The 15,576-nt window shown below is 72.5% G+C and carries 17 protein-coding genes; 7 read left to right on the forward strand and 10 right to left on the reverse strand.

The genetic code is table 11. The features are described from left to right. Nucleotides 1-193: 193 nt before the first annotated feature. Both AB0D18_RS27915 and AB0D18_RS27920 read left to right on the forward strand, forming a co-directional pair. On the forward strand, nt 194-1,270 hold the full coding sequence (locus AB0D18_RS27915) for a serine hydrolase domain-containing protein (protein WP_362424209.1): 1,077 nt from the start codon (nt 194-196) through the stop codon (nt 1,268-1,270). A gap of 113 nt (nt 1,271-1,383) precedes the next feature. Then, nucleotides 1,384-2,109, forward strand: a complete 726-nt coding sequence (locus tag AB0D18_RS27920) for an SDR family oxidoreductase (RefSeq protein ID WP_362424310.1) — start codon at nt 1,384-1,386, stop codon at nt 2,107-2,109. 93 nt (nt 2,110-2,202) lie between these two features. On the opposite strand, the gene AB0D18_RS27925 is transcribed toward AB0D18_RS27920, so the two are convergent. Next, entirely contained in the window at nt 2,203-3,063 is an 861-nt protein-coding gene (locus AB0D18_RS27925) for a methyltransferase domain-containing protein (RefSeq protein ID WP_362424212.1), read from the reverse strand. Between the two features lie 289 nt (nt 3,064-3,352). On the opposite strand from AB0D18_RS27925, the gene AB0D18_RS27930 reads away from it, so the two are divergent. From AB0D18_RS27930 to AB0D18_RS27940, 3 genes are read left to right on the forward strand one after another with little or no spacing between them, the layout of a single operon-like run. Then, nucleotides 3,353-3,787 (forward strand): ester cyclase, encoded by a 435-nt coding sequence (locus tag AB0D18_RS27930; RefSeq protein WP_362424214.1) that lies wholly within the window; start codon nt 3,353-3,355, stop codon nt 3,785-3,787. A gap of 3 nt (nt 3,788-3,790) precedes the next feature. Further along, on the forward strand, nt 3,791-4,630 hold the full coding sequence (locus AB0D18_RS27935) for an NAD(P)H-binding protein (protein WP_362424217.1): 840 nt from the start codon (nt 3,791-3,793) through the stop codon (nt 4,628-4,630). A gap of 23 nt (nt 4,631-4,653) precedes the next feature. Beyond that, entirely contained in the window at nt 4,654-5,526 is an 873-nt protein-coding gene (locus AB0D18_RS27940) for an NmrA/HSCARG family protein (protein WP_362424220.1), read from the forward strand. Nucleotides 5,527-5,679: 153 nt separating this feature from the next. On the opposite strand, the gene AB0D18_RS27945 is transcribed toward AB0D18_RS27940, so the two are convergent. The 9 genes from AB0D18_RS27945 to AB0D18_RS27985 all read right to left on the reverse strand — a co-directional run bounded on the left by AB0D18_RS27945 (nt 5,680) and on the right by AB0D18_RS27985 (nt 14,371). Then, complete coding sequence (locus AB0D18_RS27945; protein ID WP_362424223.1) at nt 5,680-6,372, reverse strand: indole-3-glycerol-phosphate synthase; 693 nt, start codon at nt 6,370-6,372, stop codon at nt 5,680-5,682. Continuing rightward, nucleotides 6,369-7,037: an N-(5'-phosphoribosyl)anthranilate isomerase gene (locus AB0D18_RS27950; protein ID WP_362424226.1), complete on the reverse strand. Its 669-nt coding sequence runs from the start codon at nt 7,035-7,037 to the stop codon at nt 6,369-6,371. The genes AB0D18_RS27945 and AB0D18_RS27950 overlap by 4 nt, the downstream gene beginning before the upstream one ends. Further along, complete coding sequence (locus AB0D18_RS27955; RefSeq protein WP_362424229.1) at nt 7,037-7,801, reverse strand: transglutaminase-like domain-containing protein; 765 nt, start codon at nt 7,799-7,801, stop codon at nt 7,037-7,039. The genes AB0D18_RS27950 and AB0D18_RS27955 overlap by 1 nt, the downstream gene beginning before the upstream one ends. Then, on the reverse strand, nt 7,798-8,667 hold the full coding sequence (gene trpA, locus AB0D18_RS27960) for a tryptophan synthase subunit alpha (protein ID WP_362424232.1): 870 nt from the start codon (nt 8,665-8,667) through the stop codon (nt 7,798-7,800). The genes AB0D18_RS27955 and trpA overlap by 4 nt, the downstream gene beginning before the upstream one ends. After that, complete coding sequence (locus AB0D18_RS27965; protein ID WP_362424235.1) at nt 8,660-9,703, reverse strand: hypothetical protein; 1,044 nt, start codon at nt 9,701-9,703, stop codon at nt 8,660-8,662. The genes trpA and AB0D18_RS27965 overlap by 8 nt, the downstream gene beginning before the upstream one ends. 1 nt (nt 9,704) lies before the next feature. Continuing rightward, nucleotides 9,705-11,303, reverse strand: coding sequence for an AMP-binding protein (locus tag AB0D18_RS27970; protein ID WP_362424238.1), 1,599 nt, complete (start codon nt 11,301-11,303; stop codon nt 9,705-9,707). A 188-nt stretch (nt 11,304-11,491) separates the two neighbouring features. After that, nucleotides 11,492-11,755 carry an acyl carrier protein gene (locus AB0D18_RS27975; RefSeq protein WP_362424241.1) on the reverse strand — a complete coding sequence of 88 codons (264 nt, stop codon included), beginning with the start codon at nt 11,753-11,755 and terminating at the stop codon, nt 11,492-11,494. A gap of 85 nt (nt 11,756-11,840) precedes the next feature. Next, nucleotides 11,841-13,109: a ketosynthase chain-length factor gene (locus AB0D18_RS27980; RefSeq protein WP_362424244.1), complete on the reverse strand. Its 1,269-nt coding sequence runs from the start codon at nt 13,107-13,109 to the stop codon at nt 11,841-11,843. Beyond that, complete coding sequence (locus tag AB0D18_RS27985; RefSeq protein WP_362424247.1) at nt 13,106-14,371, reverse strand: beta-ketoacyl-[acyl-carrier-protein] synthase family protein; 1,266 nt, start codon at nt 14,369-14,371, stop codon at nt 13,106-13,108. Before AB0D18_RS27985 ends, AB0D18_RS27980 begins: the two co-directional genes overlap by 4 nt. A 482-nt stretch (nt 14,372-14,853) precedes the next feature. On the opposite strand from AB0D18_RS27985, the gene AB0D18_RS27990 reads away from it, so the two are divergent. Next, nucleotides 14,854-15,120, forward strand: a complete 267-nt coding sequence (locus AB0D18_RS27990; RefSeq protein WP_362424250.1) for a phosphopantetheine-binding protein — start codon at nt 14,854-14,856, stop codon at nt 15,118-15,120. Between the two features lie 69 nt (nt 15,121-15,189). Continuing rightward, nucleotides 15,190-15,564, forward strand: coding sequence for an ectoine synthase (locus AB0D18_RS27995; protein WP_362424253.1), 375 nt, complete (start codon nt 15,190-15,192; stop codon nt 15,562-15,564). The last annotated feature ends 12 nt before the right edge of the window (nt 15,565-15,576 follow it).

The following is a 15,576-nucleotide window of genomic DNA, read 5'->3' on the forward strand; positions in this document are numbered from 1 at the left end:
CGACGGCTCGCAGCACGGTCGAGGAATCCGGAACGGGGCCCCGACCCCGCCGCCCCTTCGGCGGAGCCCTCGGTCCCAGCGCCGCTCCAGCGGGGCCCCGCTCGCCCTCCATGCGGGGGCGGGACGCTCGGTCGTGCACGCGGACAGAGCCCGCGCATGCGTATCAACTGCCAATCGATGGGGGTTTCGCGAGATGACGCAGACGACGATCGGCCCGCCCACGGCCTCGGTACTCCAGCAGGCCGTCCAGGGCGCGGCGGACCGGCTGGTCGAACTCGGCGCGGCCGGTGTCCAGTTCCGGGTCGCACGGGGCGAGGAGGCCTTCGTCGTGACGTCGGGCATCGCCGAACTCGGCTCCGACCGGCCCGTTCCGGAGGACGGACGCTTCCGTATCTCCTGCATCACCAAGCCGTTCGTGGCCGTGGTGGTCCTGCAGCTGGTCGCCGAGGGCAAGATAGAGCTCGACCGCACCGTCGAGAGCTACCTCCCGGGGCTGATCCCGTACGGCGAGCGGATCACCATCCGCCACCTGATGCAGCACACCAGCGGCCTGTACAACTACATGGACTCCTTCCAGAAGCCGGGCGACCGGTTCCTGAAGGACCGCAACCGGCACTTCGAGGCCGAGGACCTGATCGCCATCGCGGCGGCCAAGCCCCTGGAGTTCGAGCCGGGCACGAAGTTCGCGTACTGCAACACCAACTACTTCATCATCGGTCTGCTCATCAAGAAGGTGACCGGCCGCGGCCACCGCGAGGAGATCACCGACCGCGTGCTCAAGCCCCTCCAGCTGGAGGAGACCTACCTGCCGGGCGACGACCCGAAGATCCCCGGGCCGCACGCCCGCGGCTACATGCAGATCGGCGGCAAGCCCGTCGACGTCACCGAGATGAACCCCTCCGAGGCCGGCTGCGCGGGCGAGATGATCTCCACCACCGCCGACCTGGACCGCTTCTTCACCGCCCTGTTCAGCGGCAAGCTCCTGGAGGAGCCGCAGTTCAAGGAGATGACCGACCCGCTGCCGCCCGAGATGATCGAGAACCTGCCCATGGGCATCGGCTACGGGCTCGGCATCATGAAGCTGGAGAACGACGCCGACCTCGACCTGTGGGGCCACGGCGCGGGCATCCCCGGCTACGCCACCTTCGCGGCCACCACCCGCGACCTCACCTCCCGGGTGCAGCTCTCGTTCACGCTCGGCGACAAGGACTTCGGCCACGACGCCGAGCAGGCCGTCATCCGCGGTGTCAATACCGCACTGTGCTCGTGACCGGCCAAATTCCGGAATCCGGGGCCGCTGATTCCGGTACCGCTGATTCCGGTACCGCTGAATCCGGCGCCCCGGAATCCGGGAATTCGGATTTCGCGGGGAAAGGCGTCGTCATCACCGGCGGCGGCAGCGGAATCGGTGCCGCCACCGCCCGCAAATTCGCCGAAGAGGGCGCGCAGGTACTGATTGTCGGGCGGACGGAGGCCACCCTCAAGGAAACCGCCCGGGGGCACGACCGAATTCACGTACTGGCGGCGGACATTCACGACCCGGACGCCCCCGAGCGGATCGTCGCCGCCGCACTGGACGCCTTCGGCCGCATCGACGTCCTGGTGAACAACGCGGCCGTCACCGGGTTCGCCTCCCTGGCACAACTGGACCGCGAGGAGGTCCGCGCCCAGCTCGGCACGAACCTCATCGCCCCGGTGTTCCTGACCCAGCAGGCCCTGGACAGCCTGGAGGCCGTCAAGGGCGTCGTGGTCAACGTCAGCTCGGCCGGCTCCCTGGGCCGCCGGGCCTGGCCGGACAACTCGGTCTACGGCATGGCCAAGACGGCGATGGACTTCCTGACCCGTACCTGGGCCGTGGAGCTCGCCCCGCGCGGCATCCGTACGGTCGGCATCGCCCCCGGAGTCGTGGACACCGGCGTCGGGGTACGGGCCGGCATGCCGGAGGAGGCCTACCGGGCGTTCCTCACGGAGATGGCCGGGCGGATCCCCTCGGGCCGCGTCGGGCGTCCCGAGGAGATCGCCTGGTGGATCGTCCAACTGGCCAGGCCGCAGGCCTCGTACGCCAACGGCACGGTCCTCGCGGTCGACGGGGCCCTGTCCGTCACCTGACAGGCAGGCAGGCAGACAGGCAGGCAGAACGAACGAGGCGGCGCCACCGGATTCCTCCGGCGGCGCCGCCTCGTCGTGGTGCCGTGGTGTGCCTCAGCCGGCCACGGTGGCCGTCACGTAACGGACCGGGACGTCGATCAGGACGGGCCCGCCGTCGGTGCGCAGCGCGTCGAGCGAGGAGATGAGGCGTGCGCGCAGCGCCGCGGCCTCGTCCTCGGGCAGGTGCTGCCACAGCAGCCGCATGCCCTGGGTGTGCGACCAGTCCACCCACGCCTCACCGGACGCGGCGGTCATCGCCACGTTCTCGTCGGTGATCTCCACATCGGTGAAACCGGCCTTCTCCAGCGCGGCCGTCAGGTCCGCCGGGTCCTCCAGCCAGGAGTGCAGCTGACGGTGCAGCTGGTCGGGGTGCCAGGCCGCAGGCAGGTGCTCCAGGAGTGCCAGCGGAATCAGCTCGGTGAACAGCGGCGGCAGGAACGGGAAGGTGTCCCGGGTGAAGACGGGACTGGTGAACGCGACGCGGCCGCCCTCGGCCAGCAGTCCGGCATACCGGGCGAGCGCCGCCCGCGCGTCGGGGAGGAAGATCACGCTGTAGCTGCCGAGAACCAGGTCGAAAGAGCGGGCCGGCAGGTCGGGGTGCTCGCCGTCCATCACCCGCAGCGCGACGTTGGTGATGCCCTGCCGGGCGGCCTCACGGCCGGCCTCGTCGATCATCGCCGCCGCGATGTCGATGCCCAGCGCGGAGCCCTCCGGGCCGACCTCCCGGGCCGCGGGCAGCAGGGTCGCGCCCAGGCCGCAGCCGACGTCCAGCAGCCGCTGCCCCGGCTTCGGCTCCGAGAGCTCCACGAGCCGCTTGCCCATCGGCGTGAAGAATTCCACGCCCAGCCGGTCGTAGGTCGCCGCGGCCCCGTTGAAGGCATCGGTGACTTTCGTCTTGTACAACGCGGTATCCACATTCAGCTCCGGGTCTTCGCGGTCGAGTGAGGTCGCACTGGGATCGCACTGAGGTCGTACTGGGATCGCACTGAGGTGGTACTCAGATCGCGCTGGGATCGCGCTGGGATCGCACTGATTTCGTACGGGGGAGAAGCACTTCACCCCCCATCCTGGCCACCCCACCACGGGCCGCACTGGAGAGTGCGTCGAGGGCCGCTGGACACCTCGCCGTATTCCGCGTCCGCCCCTTGCCCGGGTTTACCGGGTGCTCCCAGAATGCTCCTGACACCCCAGTGGAGGGAATGCGATGAGCAGTCAGAAGGACGCGGTACGCCGGATGATAGAGGCGTACAACACCGGTAATACCGAGGATGTCGCCGAGTTCATTCACCCCGAATACCTCAATCCCGCTTCCCTGGAGCACATGGACCTGCGGGGCCCCGACTCCTTCGCGATGGCCGTCAAGTGGCTGCGGATGACGTTCTCCGAGGAGGCGCGCCTCGACGAGGTGCTGCTGGAGGAGCGCGGCGAATGGGTGCGCGCGAACCTCGTCCTGTACGGCCGTCACGTGGGCGATCTCGTGGGCATGGCGGCGACCGGCCGCCGGTTCTCCGGCGAGCAGATCCACCTGATCCGCTTCGTCGACGGCAAGATCCGCGACCACCGGGACTGGCCCGACTACCAGGGCACTTACCGCCAGCTCGGCTCGCCGTGGCCCGAGCCGTCCGGCTGGAGGGACTGACCGATGATTCTCGTCACCGGCGCGACGGGCAAGGTCGGCCGCGAGGCCGTCGAACAGCTCGTGGGCCTGGGCCACCAGGTCCGGGCGCTCAGCAGGAAGCCCGAGGAGGCCCACCTCCCGGCGGGAGTCGAGGTCGTGGCGGGCAGCCCCGCCGACCCCGCGTCGCTCACCGTGGCCTTCGACGGGGTGGACCGTGCCCTGGTCGTACTCTCCGGAGACGTGGCCGGCGAGGCCCGCAACGTCGCAGCGGCCGCAGCGGCGGCCGGCGCCGAGCACCTGGTGCTGCTGTCCTCGGCCGGCGTCCTGCACCCGCTGCCGCACGGCATCGCCGACGAACACCGGGCCGCCGAGGAGGCGATCACCGCGTCGGGCGTCGCCACCACGTTCCTGCGCCCGGGACCCTTCCACGCCAACACGTCCTGGTGGATCAGGACCGTCCGGGAGAACAGCGCGGTGCGCTGTTGGATCGGCAACACCCCCGGCGCGCCCGTCGACGAGTACGACATCGCCTCCGTCGCCGTCGTCGCGCTCACCCAGGACGGCCACCGCGGTGCGTCGTACGTCGTGACGGGCGACGAGGTACTCACCTCCGAGGAGCAGGCCCGCATCCTCGGCGAAGTCCTCGGCCGGGAACTGGAGTTCTCCGTGGCCCCCGAGGACGAGGTCGTCGAGGTCTTCGCCGGCCTCACCGGGGACCGCGCGGCCGCCGTCACCAACGTCGCCGCCCTGCGCAGCCCCGAAGTGCCCTGGGGGAAGCCCACCACCGCCGTACGGGACCTGACCGGCCGCGCCCCGCGCCCCTACCGGGCCTGGGCGGCCGACAACGCCGCGCTCTTCCGCTGATCCGCCGAGAGGGATACCTACCGATGACCGAGACGAACCGCACCGTCCTGGTGACCGGCGCGACCGGCCAGCAGGGCGGCGCCACCGCCCGCGAGCTGGTACGGCGCGGCCGGGACACGGCCGCGCTGGTGCGCGACCCGCAGTCGAAGGCGGCCCGTGCCCTCGCCGGTCTCGGGGTGCGCCTGGTCCAGGGCGACCTGGACGACGAGGCCTCGCTGCGCAGCGCCATGGAGGGGGTGCACGGGGTCTTCTCCGTACAGAACTTCATGACCCCCAAGGGGCTGGGGGGCGAGGTCCGCCAGGGCCGCGCGGTGGCGCGGGCGGCCCGGGACACCGGAGTCGCCCATGTCGTCTACAGCTCCGTGGGCGGCGCCGAACGCCACAGCGGTGTGCCGCACTTCGACTCCAAGCGGCACATCGAGCGCTATCTGGAGGAGCTGGGCGTCCCGACGACCGTGCTCCGCCCCTCCTTCTTCATGGACAACTTCGCGGCGCACGGCCCGCAGAACGTCGACGGAACGCTCGTCGTCCAGCTGGCGCTGAAGCCCGCCACCCGCGTGCAGTTCATCGCCGTCGAGGACATCGGATTCTTCGCCGCCGAGGCCTTCACACACCCGGAGGCCTACCTGGGCCGCGCCGTCGAGCTGGCGGGCGACGAGCTGACCGCGGAGCAGGTCGCGCAGGTGTTCGCCGCGCACAGCGGGCTGCCGGCCAGGTTCGAGGAACTGCCGCTGGACGCGGTGGCGGCCAACCCGTACATCCCGAACGCACCCGAGATCGCGCTGATGTTCGAGTGGTTCCAGGAGCACGGCTACCGGGCGGACATCGAGGCACTGCGCGCCGCCCACCCGGGCCTGCGGACCCTCGCCGCCTACCTGAAGGAGATCGAGGCCTGACGGCGCGACGGGCGCGCACACGAAGGACCCGGCAGGGGGGAGCCACCGCAGCAGTACGCGGTGACTCCCCCCTGCTTGGCGTCGTACGGGGGTGTCGTACGGGATCCTGCTCGGCGTCGTACGGGCCCCCGCTTGGCGTCCTACGGGGTCGGCTCAGCCTCCGCCGGAGCGCGCCGCGTCCAGCCGCGCACACCAGTGCGCCGGGCTCTGCGCGCGCAGCAGCCCCGTCCCGATCAGCAGCCCGTCGAAGCCCGCGTCCAGCAGCGCGGCCGCCCGGCCGGGATCCGCGATCCCACTGGCGCTCACCGCGCACCGGGTTCCGGTCCGCAGGACGGCCGGCAGCAGGTCCGTACTGCGCTCCGGATCGCCCGGAAGCCGCTCACGCGTCGCGATGTCCTTGTTGTTGACCGCCACCACGCACCGGGAGCCGTGCGCCACCGCACCGGCCTCCGCCTCGTCGGCGACCTCCACGAAAGGGGTCAGGCCGAGCTCAAGGGCCTGCTCCGTCAACCGCGCCAGGACACCCGAGGGCAGCAGTTTCGCCGTCAACAGCACGGCGTCGGCGCCGAGTTCACGCGTACGCGCCAACTGCGAGCGGCCGGTGACGAAGTCCTTGCGCAGCAGCGGCAGATCCGTCAGCGAGGCGACCTCGCGCAGCAGGTCCTCGGTGCCGCCGAACCAGCGCCCGGTGACCACCGACAGACAGGGCGCGCCCGCCTCCTCGTACCCGGCGACGACCTCGGCGACCGTACGGCCGCCCATCAGGTCCCTGCCGTCCGCGTCCTGCCGCTTGATCTCCATCACGACCGGACGGCCGGCGGCGGCGAGCGCCGCGGTGAAGCTCACGCGTCCCTCCAGGCGTGCACGACGGCGGCGGCCCGCGCGGCAGCGAGCAGGCCGTCTCCGTCGCGGGCCGCGGAGTCCACGTCGATACCGAGGAATCGGGGGTGGGCGACGGCCGCGCCGAAGCGGCCCCTGTTGTCCGCGTCCAGGCCGCCCGCCAGCAGGAACGGGCGTTGCATCCGGTCGGCCAGGCCGGTCACCACCGCGTCGTCCAGGCTCTGCGCGGTACTGCCCACCCGCCCGTCGGCGGCGACGGCGTCCAGCAGGAACGCATCGGTGCCCGCCCGCTCGTACGCACCGATCAGCGGCGCCTCCACACAGGAGCCGTCCCGGACGTGCAGCACCTTCACCACGCGCGCCCCCTTGGGCAGCAGCCTGCGCAACGCCCGTACGGTGGCGGGCGGTTGATAGCCGTGCAGCTGGACCCAGTCGACCGCGGCGCGCGCGGCGACATCCGCCAGGACGGCGGCGTCGGAGGCGAAGGTGACCAGCACCGACTCCAGCCGGCCCGTCTCGCGGGCCGCCGCCGCCAGCTCCGTCAGCCGCCCGGCCGGCAGGTCGGCGCGGCCGCCGGGCACCCCGTGCCACAGCCCGACCAGACCGGCCCCGGCGGCGGCGACGTCGCGCACCTCCCGCACACTGCCCGCGCCGCAGATCTTGACCAGCACTAGGACCCCACCGTGTCCCGCGCCTCCCGCACGAGGGAACCGGACGCGAAGCGTGACCGGCCCTCCTCGAACAGACCCGGGTGCCCCGCGCGCAGCTCCCCCAGCACCCACGTGTGCGGCAGATCGTCGAACTCCCCGTGGAAGCGCAGGAATTCCATGCTGCGCCGCCCCTGCAGGTCGAAGGGGTGGTGCAGGCTGTCGGCGGTGCCGTCGAACTCCAGCGGCGCCATCCGGTAGAGCCGGCACAGGGTCTTGTTGAAGACCGGGGTGGCCCGCACCCAACGGCCCTCCAGCAGCACCGAGGTGAGCCCGTGCTGGCGGAACACGTCGCCGCCCAGCAGCCGGGTGAGCCGCCCGGAGGCCAGATGGTTGCGCACGTCGGTCAGGACCAGCCGGGCCGGGATGCCGAGCGAGCGCAGACCGGCCGCGTACAGCACCGACTTGTGCAGGCACATGCCGGAGCCGGTACGCACCACCTGGCTGGCGCGCATCCCCTCGCGGGACAGGTCCGCGTCGTACACCTCGTAGCGGATGCCGTCGCGCACGGCGCGGTAGAGGGCCACCGCCCGCTCGGTGGGGGAGAGGGCACCGGAGGGCACCGCGTCGCGCACGAACGCGTGCACCTCGGCGCTGTCGTGGTCCAGGAACCAGGTGGCCGCCAGGTCCCCAGAACCTGCGGGACCGGAGACGGGGGCGGGGGAGGGGCCGGGACGCGACGAGGGGCCGCCGGCAGTGCCGGGTACGGGGGCCAGTGGGGCGGTCATGATGACGTGGTCTGCTTTCGTCGGGAACGGAGGGCGTCGAGCCCCGGGCCGGCCCGGAGCGCCAAGACGGGCCGGCGGAGCTCACCGACGAACGCCGCGAACTCCGAGACGGGATCGCGCCCTTCGGCCAGCGCCCGCTCGATCCGCGCCACACCGGCGCTCCCCACGACCGCCGCGTCCGCGCCGAGCTCCTCCAGGGCGTCGATGTCGCCGCGGGAGCGGACGCCGAAACCGACGGCCACCGGGACCCGGGCCGTGGCACGCAGCGCAGCGAGCGCCGCACCGACCAGGGCCCCGTCGGGGGCGGCGGAGGTGCCGCTGCGCCCGTAGTGGGCCACCAGATAGACGTACGCGGAAGCCACCCGGGCCGCCTCGGCGACCGTGGCCGCGTCGGAAACGGCGTAACAGGTGGAGACCAGGGGCAGTTCGGCGAGGGCTGCGGCCTCGTACTGGGCGGCGCGCAGCCGGGGCGGCAGGCCGTGCAGCAGCAGTCCGTCGCAGCCGGCGTCGGCCACCGCACGGGTGAAGTCGCCCAGGGCCATGCCCTTGACGGTGTGGCTCCAGTCCGCGAGGAGGGCGATCCGCAGCCGCCGCAGCCCCGGCCGTACGGCCGCCACAGCGTCGAGGACGGCGTCCAGCGTGACGCCGCCGGCCAGCGCACGGTCGGCGGACCGGCGGATCACCGGTCCGTCGGTGACGGAGCCGGGGAACGGAACGGCCAGCTCCAGACAGTCCACGTCGCTCTCGTCGAGCATCGCCACCAGCTCGCCCAGTGCGTCCAGCGGCGGATCGCCCGCATTGACGAACACGGCAAGACCGGGCCTGCCCGGCCGCCGTTGCGCGAAGAAGCCGCACTGGTCAGACATTCTGGACCTCCCGCGCGCGCAGCCGCTCCACCAGCTCCAGTGCCGCCCCGTCGCGCAGCGCCGCCTCGGCGGACCGCAGCGCCCGGTGCCAGTCGCCGGTCACCCGGCCGGCCACCGCGAGCGCCGCCGCGTTGAGACAGACGGTCTCGCGGACCACCGGGGCGCAGCGGCCGGCCAGCACCTCCAGGAAGAGCTCCGCGGCCTCCCGCGCACCGCCCTCGGGCCGGCTCAGCCCCGCGAGAGTGCCGGGGCCGAGCCCCAGCGCGCCCGGCGAGAGGGTGAACGTACTGTCGGACCCGTCCTCGAAGGCCCGCACCCGGTTGGCCGCGAACGAGAGCAACTCGTCGGCGCCCGCGTCGTTGTCGACCAGCCACACGGACCGCCCCGCCTCCCGGGAGACGTGTGCGGCGGCGTGCCCCAGCGCCTCCAGGTTCCGCGCCCGTGACACCCCGGTCACCTGCGCGCCCACCGGCACACCGGCGAGGAACGGGCCGAGGGCGTTGATGAAGGAGCCCAGCCGCCGCATGTCCAGCGGCGCGACCGCCCGCGCCAGCCGCGCGATCTCGCGGGGGTACACGAAGTACCCGGTGAAGGCGATGTTGTGCCGCCCCAGCATGTCCTCGGTGTGCGCGTACGACGTCGTCGGGGCGATGCCGAGCTGTTCGAGCAGGTCGAGGGAGCCGCAGGTGCCGGTGTACGCCCGGGAGCCGGTCTTGACGACGGGGACCCCCATCGCCGCCGCCGTGAACGCGGCGGCGGTGGAGATGTTGAACGTGGGCGGCCCCCCGCCCGTACCCACGACGTTGACGGCCCCGGCGAAGGAGTGCGCGGGCAGCTCCGGACGCCGTTCGGCCAGCGAGGCCAGCAGGGCGCGCACCGTGGTGCGGTCCGGCATCCGGGTGGCCAGCGAGGCCAGCAGGGCGGCGCCCTCCCCCCGCTGGAGCTTCCCGGCGTGCAGCCGGTCCCAGAACGACCGCCACACGGGCAGTTCCACCGGGCGGTCGCGGCCCATGAGCAGGACGACGGCGTCGTGCATGTCAGCTCTCCTCGCTGAAGTGGGCCGACAGGAGGTGCTGCCGGTCGATTTTCCCCGTCGGGGTCCGGGGCAGCGGGTCGTCGACGATCCGCAGCCCGGACGGGATCGCGGCCCGGGGCAGCCGCCGGGCGAGATGACCGCGCAACCGCAGGCTGTTCAGCGCGGAACCCGGGCTCCGCCGTACGACCGCGTGCAGCAGCCGCCCGACGAGCGGGTCCGGCACCGGCAGCACCGCCGCCTCCGCCACCTCGTCGTGGTCGAGCAGCACGTGCTCCACCTCCTGGGTGTTGACCCGCACCCCGCGCACCTTGACCTGGTGGTCCGAGCGGCCCTCCAGGACCAGCGAACCGTCGGGGCGGCGGCGCACCAGATCGCCGCTGCGGAAGTAGCGCCGGCTGTCGTCTCCCGCCGGATGCGGTACGAAGACGGACGCGCCCGCCCCGGCCCCGAGGTAACCCCGCGTCTGGAACGGTGTGGAGACGAGCAGTTCCCCGCTTCCGGGGCCCTCCAGCACGGCCCCGTCGGCGGTGACGAGGAGCGCGGACACCCCGGGCAGGGGCCGGCCGAGCGGCAGCGGGCCACCGGCCGCGGCCCGCGCGTCGGCCACCGTGTGTACGAAGCTGTCGTTGGTCTCGGTGCACCCGTAGACGTGGTGCAGCCGTGCCCCGGGCAGCAGTTCGGGCAGCCGGGCGAGCAGCGGTCCCGGCATGACGTCCCCGGTGAAGAGGGCGTCCCGCACCCGGGGCAGGACCGCACCGGTCTCCCGGGCCGCACCGGTCTCCCGGGCCGCGTCGGCGAGCAGCTGGAAGAGCATGGGCACGCCCTGGACGATCTGCACCCGGTGCCGGTCGATCAGGTCCAGCAGCCGGGGGCCGTTCAGCGCGTGGTCGGGATCGACGAGGACGACCTGGCCGCCGCTCGCGAGAGTGGCCCACACGTCGAGCAGGCAGAGGTCGAAGTTGAGAGGCGCGTAGTTGAGGACGCGGGTGCCGGCGTCCATGGCGAACGTTTTGGCCGCCCAGCGCACGAAGGAACCGACGGCCTCGGCGCCCAGCGGAACGATCTTCGGCAGTCCGGTGGACCCGGACGTCGTCAGCAACAGGGCGGGCCGGTCGCCGTCGTCAGGCCCGGCCGGACGGTCGCCGGGCCGGTCGGCGGTTTGGTCGCCAAGCCGGTCGGCAGCCCGGTCGCCCGGGCGGTCGGCAGACAGGTCGGTGCCCGCGGACCCGCCGTCCGGGTCCAGTACGTGCCGTACCCCCGCCTGCGCGTACAGCCGCTCCAGAGCGGTCTGCCCCAGCGTGGCCGACGGGAGCAGGACCGGCCGCCGCTCCAGCAGACAGGCCAGCACCAGCGCGATCGTCTCCGGCCGCTTCACGGCCGGTACGCCGACCGGTTCCCCGCCCGGCAGCCGGGCGACGCGGGCCCGCTGCCGCGTGACGAGGTGCAGCAGCGCGCCGTAGGTGATCTCAGAATCCTTGTGGACCAGGGCAGTCGCCCAGGGCCGCCGTCGCGCGTGCGCGAGGAAACCGTCGGTCAGGACGTGCCGGAGTGCCGGGGGCACCCCCACGACGTCGGGCAGTGTGACGGTGCTGGCACCCACAATCCCTCCCCCCTGCTCACCACTTGTGTGTCGTCGGATTCGATGGTTGTGGCACGGTCTTGAACACGGATCGAGCCCCGCTGCACCCCGTAACGGCACCCGCAGGCCCTTCCGGAAGCGGGCACGAGCGGGCGAGCGGGCGAGCGGGCGGTCCCCGCCCCGGGGCCGCCCGCCCGCCGCAGCGCCCGTCAGGCCGCGGCCCGCTGGGCCAGCGTCTCGTTGACCAGCGCCAGGTACTGACGCGGGGTCACCGCCTCCTCGATGGCGTCCTCGTCCAGGAGCACCTTCCACTCCCGCTCGATGTGCCCCGTCGTCTGGAGCATGGCCAGCGAGTCGTAGCCGAGGTCGACGAAGGCGACGTCCAGGACGTCACCGCCCAGGTCGACCCCCTCGGACTCGCCGGCGCACTCGCGCAGCAAAGTGGTCAGATCTGTCAGTTCGAACCGGGTCACGGCATACCTCGATCTTCCTCGTACGGACGCTCGTGCGTCAGTGATGGATTGCGCCGGCACGGGCACGGACCACGGCCGGCCGGGATCAGGCGCGGACCACGACGGCGGCGTTGAAACCGCCCCGCCCCCGTGCCAGTACCAGTGCGGTACGCAGCGGAACACCTCTGCGCGGCGCCCCGGTCACCAGGTCCAACGGGCAGTCCCGCGCCGGACGCACGGTGCCCGTCGTGGGCGGGATCACCTGGTCGCGCAGGGCGAACAGGGCCGCCGCCACATCGAGCGAAGCGCCACCCGCGGCGAGCCTGCCCGTCATGCTCTTCGGCGCGGTCACCGGCACGCCCTGCGGGCCGAACAGGTCGACGATCGCCCGTGCCTCCGCACGGTCCGCCTCCCGCTCGCCGGCCGCGTCCGCGAAGACCACGTCGACCTCGTCGGGCCTCAACCCGGCGTCCGCCAGGGCGAGTTCGGCCGCCGCGCCCAGCCGGCTGCCGCCGCCCGCGGCCGGCGCCGGGTCGAAGGTGGCCGCGTAACCGGCCACGGAGCCGTACACCCGCGCACCGCGCGCCCGCGCCGACTCCTCGTCCTCCAGAACCAGCAGGGCGCCGCCCTCTCCGGGCACATACCCGCAGGCGTCGTCCGAGAAGGGCAGGAAGGCCTGCTCGGGGTCGTCGCTGAGACTGATGCGACCCTCCGCGAGATGAGCGACCCAGCCCCACGGGCACAGCGACGAGTCGATGCCGCCGGTGACGACGAGGGACGCGCCCTTGCGCAGCTGGCGGCGGGCGGCGGCCACGGCGTCGAGACCGCCGGCCTGCTCGCTCACCACCACCCCGCTGGCGCCGCGCAGCCCGTGCCGGATGGAGATCTGGCCGGTGTTGACCGCGTAGAACCACGCGAAGGACTGGTACGCGCTGACGTACTGGCCGCCCTTGCTCCACAGGGCCTGCAACTCGCGCTGCCCGAACTCGAAGCCCCCGGCGGAACTGGCGGTGACCACACCGCCCGCCCCCGGCGGCAGCTCCGCCGGGTCGACCCCGGCGTCGTCGAGGGCCTCGCGCGCGGCGGCCAGCGACAGCCGGGTCACCTGGTCGGTCTGCGCCATCAGCCGGCTCGGGACATGGTCCTCGGCGACGAAACCGGGCACCTCGCCCGCCAGACGGGCCGGATATCCGGAGGCGTCGAAGCGGGTCAGCGGGCGGATCCCGCTCTCGCCCCGCAGCACCGCGGCCCACCACGCACCGGCGCCGAGGCCGTTGGGGGCGGCGACACCGATCCCGGTGACCACGGCCCGCGAGCGGGCCGGCGCGCCGGAGGTGTCCGTAGCGCCGCGGACAAGGACGGAGGTGTCGCTCATACGGACGCTCCCAGGGACGGACGGGTCAGGACCATGGCGCTCTGGAAGCCGCCGAAACCGCTGCCCACGGTGAGAACGGTGTCGGTCCGCTGCTCGCGCGCCACCAGCGGGGTGTAGTCGAGGTCGCACTCCGGGTCCGGCTCGTGCAGGTTCGCCGTGGGCGGCACCGTGTTGTGCTCGATGGCCAGGGCGCTGGCGGCCACTTCGAGGGAACCGATCGCACCGAGGGAGTGCCCGATCATCGACTTGATGGAGCTCACGGGCACCGCATAGGCGTGTTGGCCCAGACTGCGCTTGAACGCGGCGGTCTCGTGCCGGTCGTTCTGCTTGGTCCCCGAACCGTGGGCGTTGATGTAGTCGACGGCGTCGGGATCGAGCCGGGATTCGTCCAGGGCCGAGGTGATGGCCTCCGCCATCTCCGCCCCGTCCGTACGCAGCCCCGTCATGTGGTACGCGTTGCTGCGGCTGGCGAAGCCGGAGATCTCCGCGTACACATGGGCGCCGCGCCGCCGGGCGTGCTCGAACTCCTCGACGACGAGGACGGCCGAACCCTCCCCGAGCACAAAGCCGTTACGGGTGCGGTCGAAGGGCCGCGAAGCGGTCCCGGGATCGTCGTTGCGGGGGCTCGTGGCCTTGATGGCGTCGAAGCAGGCGACGGTGATCGGCGAGATCGGGGCCTCGGTGGCACCGGTGATCATGACGTCGGCGCCGCCCTCACGGATCAGCTCCACCGCATGTCCGATGGAGTCGAGCCCCGAGGTGCACCCGGTGGAGATGAGCGCGACGGGCCCCTGGGCGCCCACCGCGTGCGCGACCTCGGCCGCCATCGAGCTGGGCACGAAGTAGTCGAACAGGTGGGACACGGCCCGCTCGTGATCGACGAGCCAGTGCGCGCCGTGCTCGCTGACGGCCGCGTACTCCCGGTCGAGACCCGTGGTCGCGCCCACGGCGCTGCCGAGGCTCACACCGGTGCGCAGCGGATCCAGTTCCCCGCTCAGCCCGCTGTCCTCCACTGCCTCACGGGTACTGACCAGCGCGAACTGGGTCGCCCGGTCGAGCCGTTCGGCCTCCGAAGCGGTGAATCCCTGCTCAAGGGGGGCGAAGTCCGCTTCCGCAGCGATACGCGAACGGAACTGCGCCGGGTCGAACAGGGTGATGCCGCGGGTGGCGGAGCGTCCGGCGGTGAGCAGCGACCAGAACTCCTTGGTGCCCACACCGCCCGGGGCGACCACTCCGATTCCGGTGATCACGACCCTTCTCATCGGCTGTCCTTCACAGTTGTCCTCCAGGGGTCACGGCAGACCGCGGGCCGTCGCTCGGCGTGCGGCCCGGCTACCGCATGTGGTCAGCCGAGAGTTGCCGACGAGCCTGGAGAACGGCTTGATTCCGCTCCTGGAGCCCGGCCCCCGAAACCCTTTGCCCGGCCCCTCGCCCTCGTACATCCGTACAGCTGCGCTCTAACAGTTCTCCAGGTACGAAAGCCAGGATCGGCCGCAGCACGAACGGCTGGAAGAAGAAAAAAGTAGAGGCAGGATGCTGCCCGCCGCCCGCGGCCTCCCCCACGAGGAGCACCCGGCGGCGCGCCGCCGCCCACCTCCGGCCACCCGGCCCGCCACCCCGACGACGTCGCGCGCAGCACCCCCCACCGCCACCGGCGAGCAGCTGTCGCGGGCCCCACCGGCGAGGCCGGCCGCGCACCGCCCGCCCTGCCTCCGCCATGCCACCACCCGCAAGGAGACCCGACATGTCAGACACCGTCACGGCCGTCAAGCGATTCGTCGTCGAGGAGTTCCTGCCCGACGTGGCACCGCAGGACCTCGACGCCTCCCTGGACCTCCTCGACGAGGGAGTCATCGACAGCCTCGGCCTGCTGAAGGTCATCGCGTGGATCGAATCCGTCTACGAGATCGACACCGACGAGGTCGACCTCGACCCGGAATCCTTCCGCTCGGCCGCAGCCATCGCCGCGTTCATCGAAAGCTCCCCGGCCCGGCACGCCGAAGTGGCCTGACCGCTTGCCACCGCCCAGGTGCGGGACCGTCCCGCCCCCGCCTCACCAAGCCCCGGAAAGGAAGTCACCATGATCGTTCGTACCCTTGAGGATGTCGCCGGCGTCGAGTGGGGCAACGGCCTCAGCCGCCGCTTCCTGACCGAGTCCGACGGAGTCGGCTACTCGGTCACCGACACCGTCGTACGGGCCGGCACCAAGTCCCGCCTGGAGTACCGCAACCACCTCGAAACCTGCTACTGCATCGAGGGCAGCGGCGAGGTCGTCGACACCGCGGGCAACTCCCACGCGATCACCCCCGGCACCCTCTACACGCTCGACAAGCACGACGCCCACTGGCTGATCGCCGCCCCGCACGAGGACCTCCGCCTGGTCTGCGTGTTCACCCCCGCCCTGCGCGGCGACGAGAAGCACAACCTCGCCCAGCCCGACTTCTCCCAGTACTAAGGCCTGTCCGGC

Source organism: Streptomyces sp. NPDC048442 (genome assembly GCF_040651475.1).
In the GTDB taxonomy this organism is placed as follows: Bacteria; Actinomycetota; Actinomycetes; order Streptomycetales; family Streptomycetaceae; genus Streptomyces.

What these genes read in the sequence shown, in the direction of transcription:
- AB0D18_RS27915 (WP_362424209.1), top strand. Translation starts at nt 194, where the DNA reads ATGACGCAGACGACGATCGGCCCGCCCACGGCCTCGGTACTCCAGCAG.
- AB0D18_RS27930 (WP_362424214.1), top strand. Translation starts at nt 3,353, where the DNA reads ATGAGCAGTCAGAAGGACGCGGTACGCCGGATGATAGAGGCGTACAAC.
- AB0D18_RS27935 (WP_362424217.1), top strand. Translation starts at nt 3,791, where the DNA reads ATGATTCTCGTCACCGGCGCGACGGGCAAGGTCGGCCGCGAGGCCGTC.
- AB0D18_RS27940 (WP_362424220.1), top strand. Translation starts at nt 4,654, where the DNA reads ATGACCGAGACGAACCGCACCGTCCTGGTGACCGGCGCGACCGGCCAG.
- AB0D18_RS27955 (WP_362424229.1), bottom strand. Translation starts at nt 7,801, where the DNA reads ATGACCGCCCCACTGGCCCCCGTACCCGGCACTGCCGGCGGCCCCTCG.
- trpA (WP_362424232.1), bottom strand. Translation starts at nt 8,667, where the DNA reads ATGTCTGACCAGTGCGGCTTCTTCGCGCAACGGCGGCCGGGCAGGCCC.
- AB0D18_RS27965 (WP_362424235.1), bottom strand. Translation starts at nt 9,703, where the DNA reads ATGCACGACGCCGTCGTCCTGCTCATGGGCCGCGACCGCCCGGTGGAA.
- AB0D18_RS27980 (WP_362424244.1), bottom strand. Translation starts at nt 13,109, where the DNA reads ATGAGCGACACCTCCGTCCTTGTCCGCGGCGCTACGGACACCTCCGGC.
- AB0D18_RS27985 (WP_362424247.1), bottom strand. Translation starts at nt 14,371, where the DNA reads ATGAGAAGGGTCGTGATCACCGGAATCGGAGTGGTCGCCCCGGGCGGT.
- AB0D18_RS27990 (WP_362424250.1), top strand. Translation starts at nt 14,854, where the DNA reads ATGTCAGACACCGTCACGGCCGTCAAGCGATTCGTCGTCGAGGAGTTC.
- AB0D18_RS27995 (WP_362424253.1), top strand. Translation starts at nt 15,190, where the DNA reads ATGATCGTTCGTACCCTTGAGGATGTCGCCGGCGTCGAGTGGGGCAAC.